This is a genomic window from Sphingomonas sp. (assembly GCF_031426035.1).
Taxonomy (GTDB): domain Bacteria; phylum Pseudomonadota; class Alphaproteobacteria; order Sphingomonadales; family Sphingomonadaceae; genus Sphingomicrobium.
In genome coordinates this window covers 1-5,331 of the sequence record NZ_JANPKO010000106.1, presented here as the reverse complement: position 1 = coordinate 5,331, position 5,331 = coordinate 1, and the positions used below count along the sequence as shown (strand labels likewise).

Here is a 5,331-nt window from a genome sequence, read left to right as displayed (position 1 = left end):
GCCGCCTGCGCGACGACATCCGCGAACGCGTCCGCGCCATCACCGGCATCACCGCGGTGATCGAGCTGGTCCCCCCGCGCAGCCTCCCGCGCACCTCGTCGGGCAAGCTGTCGCGCACCAAAGCCCGCAACCTCTATCTGTCGGGCGAGATCACCCCCTACGACATCGCAGCCTGAGCCTTGCGTCTCACAGGCCGCGTCGCTACTTCGCCCCTCGGCCTAGGGGTATAGCTCAGTTGGTAGAGCATCGGTCTCCAAAACCGAGGGTCGTGGGTTCGAGTCCCCCTGCCCCTGCCACGCCTGAGCGAGGCGCGTAGCGAAGCGCAAGCGAAGCAGCGCGCCAACCGCTGCAGGCGGCGCGAAGCCCGGCCGACCTGCGCCTGCGGAGCTGGCGACAGGATCGACGGCATGGGGCCGCCCCCATGCCGCTGGCCCCGCGCGGTGCAACCTTGAAGAGTCGCGCGGCACCCGCTAAGTCGCCGTTCGTCCGAGGTTCGACGGCCCTGCCGCGGACCTCGTTTTCTTATCCCTTTGCGAAAAAGGCACAACCGAACGTGGCCAAGGTTTCCCCCGGCGAATACATCCGCCAAGTCCGCGCCGAGACCGCCAAGGTGGTGTGGCCGACGCGCAAGGAAACCGTCACCACCGCGGTGATGGTGCTGATCATGACCGCCTTGCTCGCGGTGTTCTTCTTCGGCGTCGACAGCCTGTTCAGCGCGATCGTCCAGTTCCTCCTCGGCCTCCTCGGCAGCTAGGCAAAAAGGCACAACCACGCACATGTCCCGCTGGTATATCATCCACGCTTATTCGGGCTTCGAGACCAAGGTGAAGGAGTCGATCCAGTCGGAGGCCAAGCGCCTCGGCCTGGCCCGCTTCGTCGAGGCGATCGAGGTCCCCACCGAGACCATCACCGAGATCAAGCGCGGCAAGCGCGTCGAGACCGAGCGCAAGTTCATGCCCGGCTACGTGCTCGCCCAGCTGGACCTCAACGACCAGGTCTACCATTTGGTCAAGAACACCCCCAAGGTGACCGGCTTCCTCGGCCCCAACGGCAAGCCCCAGCCGATCCCCGACGCGCAAGCCGCGCGGATGCTCTCGACCAAGGACGAAGCCGCCGCGCTGGCGCCCAAGCAGAAGATCACCGTCGATTACGAAATCGGTGATTCGGTCAAAGTGCTCGACGGCCCGTTCGCGAGCTTCAACGGCCTGGTCGAGGAGCTCGATTTCGACCGCGGGAGGGTCAAGGTCTCGGTCAGCATCTTCGGCCGCGCGACGCCGGTGGAGCTCGAGTTCGAGCAAGTCGAGCGGGTCAAGTAGGCAAGGTCGGCTTCTTGGAGAACAGCTGATCGAACAGGCTTACTCGGTCTGTTCCGGGTCGCCCTTCTCCTGGCGTTTTGCTCCCAAGCCCGCTTCCGTTCCAAGGTGGATTGAGGTGACGTATCAAAGCCACCTCAGCCGCCACCACCCACCAATCGCTCTGAAAAACTAAATATCGGCAGCTGACCCGGTCCAGATCCAGGTCATACGCTTTGAGCTTCGCAAGATGCTCGTTCAGCCGATCTCTCAGTGTCCGGCCGCTCTTCGTAAAAGTCTTTGTCGCCTTGCCGATGTACGACAGTTCGCCGTCATAATAGTGGTGCCCGTTTACTACCTGCTTTTCGCAGTCCTGTCGGAGCAGGGCAACGCCGTCCAAATACAACGGAAAAAGCTGATCAAGTTTGAGAAGCTTCGTGTCATAAACCGCGCGAAATTCGCAGCCGAAGAAGAGGGCGTCGATCGGAAACTCCTTGAGTATGACGAGCTATCCAGATCTTCGAACGATGCGGCGGCAATCGCGACGCGGCTCAACACCCTAATTGAGTACATCACCCAGATGATGACGAAGATACTCCACTCATTCCGCGGTAGTTTCGCTGTCCTCCAGCCCGCATCACGGCGACAGTTTACTAAATGCACACCAAATCCGAGAATTCGCAGATTTCGCTGTCCTACATTAGAAAATCCGTGAGACACTCAGCCTGCCCGAGTCGTTTTGGGGCTCTTTCAAGCCGTCGATCCGCCACCCTCTCCCGCCGCCCCTCACTGATCCCACCCCAGCTGCTTGAGCCTTCGCTTGAGGGCGGTGACGACCTCGGCGGGGGTGGCGACTTCGACCTGGTGGCGCGCGCTGTCCCAGCCGGCGCGCGCGGTGCGGCGGTGGAGGCGGAGCAGTTGCAGCGCTTGGTCGACGCTTATGCGGTCGTCGATTGCCGGGCGGGCCGCGACGCGTTCGCTACCGTCGGCGGCTTCATCCCCCGGCTCGCCGTTCCCCTCGCCGTGCCACTCCCCGCCATCGTCGAAGGCGCGGCCGGCGGCCTCGAGCAGCGCGCTCTCGACGAGGTCGTAGCCGAGCAGCAGCGCGGACCGCATCGCCGCGGCGAAGGCGGGATCGCGGCGGCGGCGGCGGGCGTAGATCGAGCTGTGGGCGACCCCGACGCTGGCCGCGGCGAGGCGGACGTTGGCGGTTGCGGCGAGCGCGCGGAGGAAGGTCGCGATGCCGGCCTGGGTCAATTGGCCGGGCGCGGCGCGGCGGAATTGGGGGGGGCGCTTGCGGCCGTGGCTGAGGATGATTTCGCCGGGGGCGGTGAGGAGGGCGTCGGAGGATTCCCAAACCCCGTCGCGCTGCGCGCTGCTCCCCTGCCCCGAGGGGGTGGGGGAATTGAGGCGGAAGGCGGTTAGCGCGCGCTCGCACTCGGCGTTGAAGGCGGGATCGCGGGCGCGGCGCTTGAACAGGCCCGATCGGGCGCGGCCGGCGCGCGCGCAGGCGAGCGCGAAATTGCCGGTGGCGGCGAGGTGGCCAAGGAAGCGGGCGAGCTCGCGCGCCGTCATCGTGCGCCCGGCGCGGGGGTTGGCGGGCGGATCGGTAGGTGCGGCCGCGGTCATGCCGCACGCAGGACACTCCTTGAAATCCTATTGGTCAAGACCGTGGCCGCCCACCCCACACAGCAATGCGCGCGGCCGTTGCCGGCCGCGCGCATCGTTTAGTCCAACTCTCGTGACCGCCGCTTAGTAGGTACGGCGGGCGGTGTTGCGGTTGATCCGCACGTTGCTAACATAACCGCGATAGTCGACGTTGCAGGTGAAGCGCAGGTCGGCCGCCTGGGCGTAGCCCTGGTTGCCATAGCCCGGCGCACCATAACCCGGCTGGCCGTAACCCGGCTGGCCGTAGCCCGGCGCACCATAACCAGGCTGGCCGTAGCCCGGCTGGCCGTAGCCCTGGTTGCCGTAGCCGTAGCCCTGGCCATAGCCCTGCTGGCCATAGGGGTTGCGGCCCGAGGCGATCAGGCCGCTGACGCGCAGGCCGCGCGAGCGGCGCTCGACGCCGGTGATGCCGACCACGCGGGCCATCGCGTAACCGTTGTTGTAGCCGTTGTTGTAGCCGTTGTTGCCGTAGCCATAACCCTGGCCCTGACCCTGGTAGCCCGGATAGCCCTGGCCCTGGTAGCCTTGCGCATTGCGGTTGAGGCGGGCCTCGGCGGCGCGCGCGCACTGGTCGACCGCGAGCCGGTCATTGCCCTGGCCGTAGGCGCCATAGCGGCCGCCGCCGAGCACCTGCTCGAGCACCTGGCCGACGACATTGCCGCTTTGGTTGGTGCCATAGGGATAGTTCTGCGCCGCGGCGGGGGCGGCGCCGGCAACCAGCGCGAGGCCGGCCGCGCCGGTCAAAATGGTGACGAACTTGGTCATCGAAAATTCCTTGAAAAAGGCGCCGGGAGCGTCCGGCGATCGCAAAAGCACAACCGATATGGGGCGCGATGGATGCATCGACGGTGAATGTAATACCGACCGATTGTTCATGTTGGTGCCCGCGATTGCTGGCTCGCCTCGCCCGCACTGCGCTGTATTATTTGGCTATTACTTGGGCGGACCAACCTCAGCCGAAGGTAAAGGCGAAGGCGGTTGCGCCGGGGTCGAGGAACTCGATGCGGACCGTGCGGTCGGTGACGGGACCGCGCTGGCGGACCAATTGGTAGAGCCGCTCGCCGGTGACGGTGCCGGTGCCGTCGGGGGCGACATCGACCCCGGCGTCGCGCCCCGGGGCTTTACCGTCGACGGTGATGCGAAAGCGCACCGGGCGGCCGGCGGGCGCGGCGAGCACGAGGTGGACATCGCGGGCGTGGAAGCGGGTGACGATTGCGCCGCCCGGGGCGTCGAGGCGGGCGTCCTGCCCGGCCACGGTCCATTGCCCCTCATACGCCCAGTGGTTGAGCACAAGCGGGGCGGCGGCGTAGCGCGCGCTGACATCCTTGCGGAAACCCCCGGGCGAGGCGAAGCGCTCGGCGCGGGCATATCCGAGATAGGCCTCGGGCGAGCGCAGGGTGGCGGTTGCCGCGGCGGCTTCGGCGGCCTTGACGTCGATCGCCTGGCCGAGCTTGGCGGCGGCGGCGGGCGCGCGCCCGGCCTCGCGCAGCAGCTGGCGGATGACCGCCTCGGACTCGGCGTATTTGCCCTCGCCGAAGTGGTGGTAGCGGACGCGGCCCTGGGCATCGATGAAGTATTTGGCGGGCCAGTACTGGTTATTCATCGCCTTCCACAGCGCATAGTCGTTATCGAGCGCGACGGGGTAGGCGATGCCCATGTCGGCGACCGCTTTGCGCACATTGGCGGGGTTGCGCTCGAACGCGAACTCGGGGGCGTGGACGCCGATGATGACCAGGCCGTCGTCGGCATAGCGCTGGTGCCACGCGCGCAAGTAAGGCGTCGAGCGCACGCAGTTGATGCACGAGTAGGTCCAGAAGTCGATCAGCACGACCTTGCCGCGCAAGGCTTCGCGGGTCAGCGGCGGCGAGTTGATCCACGGCCCGATGCCGTCGAGCGCGGGCAAATTGCCTTCGACGCCGAGCATCAGCCCGCCGTCCTTGCCGACCGCGGTGCTGCTGGTCGCGGCGCCGGCCAGGCCGAGCTTGCGCGCGAGCCCGGTCTCGATGCTCTGGGTCTGCGCCGAGGACAGTTTGGCGAGCACGCGGGTGTCGAGGCCAAGCGCGATGGCCGACACGCCGACCAGCACCGCAACCCCAAGCGCGCGGCGGATCCACTCGCTGGCGCCCAACGACTTTTTCATCCGCTGGAACAGCTTGCCGCCGGCGAGCAGCGCCAGGGCCAGCGAGGTCGCCGCGCCGAGGGCATACGCAAGCAGCAGCAAAGTGGTGTTGGCGCTGGCGCCGTTGAGCGCGGCGGCGGTAAAGATGATGCCAAGGATCGGCCCCGCGCACGGGGCCCACAGCAAGCCGGTGGCGACGCCGAGCAGCAATGACGCGCAAATCCCGCCGCCGGGTGCTCCGGGCCGGCCGGC

At 67.0% G+C, this 5,331-nt stretch carries 6 protein-coding genes and 1 tRNA gene; 3 read left to right on the top strand and 4 right to left on the bottom strand.

Going from position 1 to position 5,331, the window contains the following annotated elements:
* Positions 1-220: 220 nt before the first annotated feature.
* From RMP08_RS07930 to nusG, 3 genes are all read left to right on the top strand, one after another.
* Positions 221-296: transfer RNA gene (locus tag RMP08_RS07930), tRNA-Trp, on the top strand.
* Positions 297-553: 257 nt separating this feature from the next.
* Positions 554-754, top strand: a complete 201-nt coding sequence (gene secE / locus RMP08_RS07925; protein WP_310468455.1) for a preprotein translocase subunit SecE — start codon at positions 554-556, stop codon at positions 752-754.
* 22 nt (positions 755-776) lie between these two features.
* Positions 777-1,316 carry a transcription termination/antitermination protein NusG gene (gene nusG / locus RMP08_RS07920; RefSeq protein ID WP_310468453.1) on the top strand — a complete coding sequence of 180 codons (540 nt, stop codon included), beginning with the start codon at positions 777-779 and terminating at the stop codon, positions 1,314-1,316.
* Here the strand turns inward: nusG and RMP08_RS07915 are convergent.
* The 4 genes from RMP08_RS07915 to RMP08_RS07900 all read right to left on the bottom strand — a co-directional run.
* Positions 1,309-1,692 (bottom strand): Eco29kI family restriction endonuclease, encoded by a 384-nt coding sequence (locus tag RMP08_RS07915; RefSeq protein WP_310468452.1) that lies wholly within the window; start codon positions 1,690-1,692, stop codon positions 1,309-1,311. The genes nusG and RMP08_RS07915 overlap by 8 nt on opposite strands.
* A 386-nt stretch (positions 1,693-2,078) precedes the next feature.
* Positions 2,079-2,921: a hypothetical protein gene (locus tag RMP08_RS07910; protein WP_310468451.1), complete on the bottom strand. Its 843-nt coding sequence runs from the start codon at positions 2,919-2,921 to the stop codon at positions 2,079-2,081.
* A gap of 123 nt (positions 2,922-3,044) precedes the next feature.
* Complete coding sequence (locus RMP08_RS07905) at positions 3,045-3,725, bottom strand: hypothetical protein (RefSeq protein WP_310468450.1); 681 nt, start codon at positions 3,723-3,725, stop codon at positions 3,045-3,047.
* A 187-nt stretch (positions 3,726-3,912) separates the two neighbouring features.
* Positions 3,913-5,331 (bottom strand): redoxin family protein (locus tag RMP08_RS07900; protein WP_310468449.1); only part of this gene is annotated, 1,419 nt, incomplete at its 5' end.

Coding starts and splice junctions, on each gene's coding strand:
- nusG (WP_310468453.1), top strand. CDS start 777: ATGTCCCGCTGGTATATCATCCACGCTTATTCGGGCTTCGAGACCAAG.
- RMP08_RS07905 (WP_310468450.1), bottom strand. CDS start 3,725: ATGACCAAGTTCGTCACCATTTTGACCGGCGCGGCCGGCCTCGCGCTG.
- RMP08_RS07910 (WP_310468451.1), bottom strand. CDS start 2,921: ATGACCGCGGCCGCACCTACCGATCCGCCCGCCAACCCCCGCGCCGGG.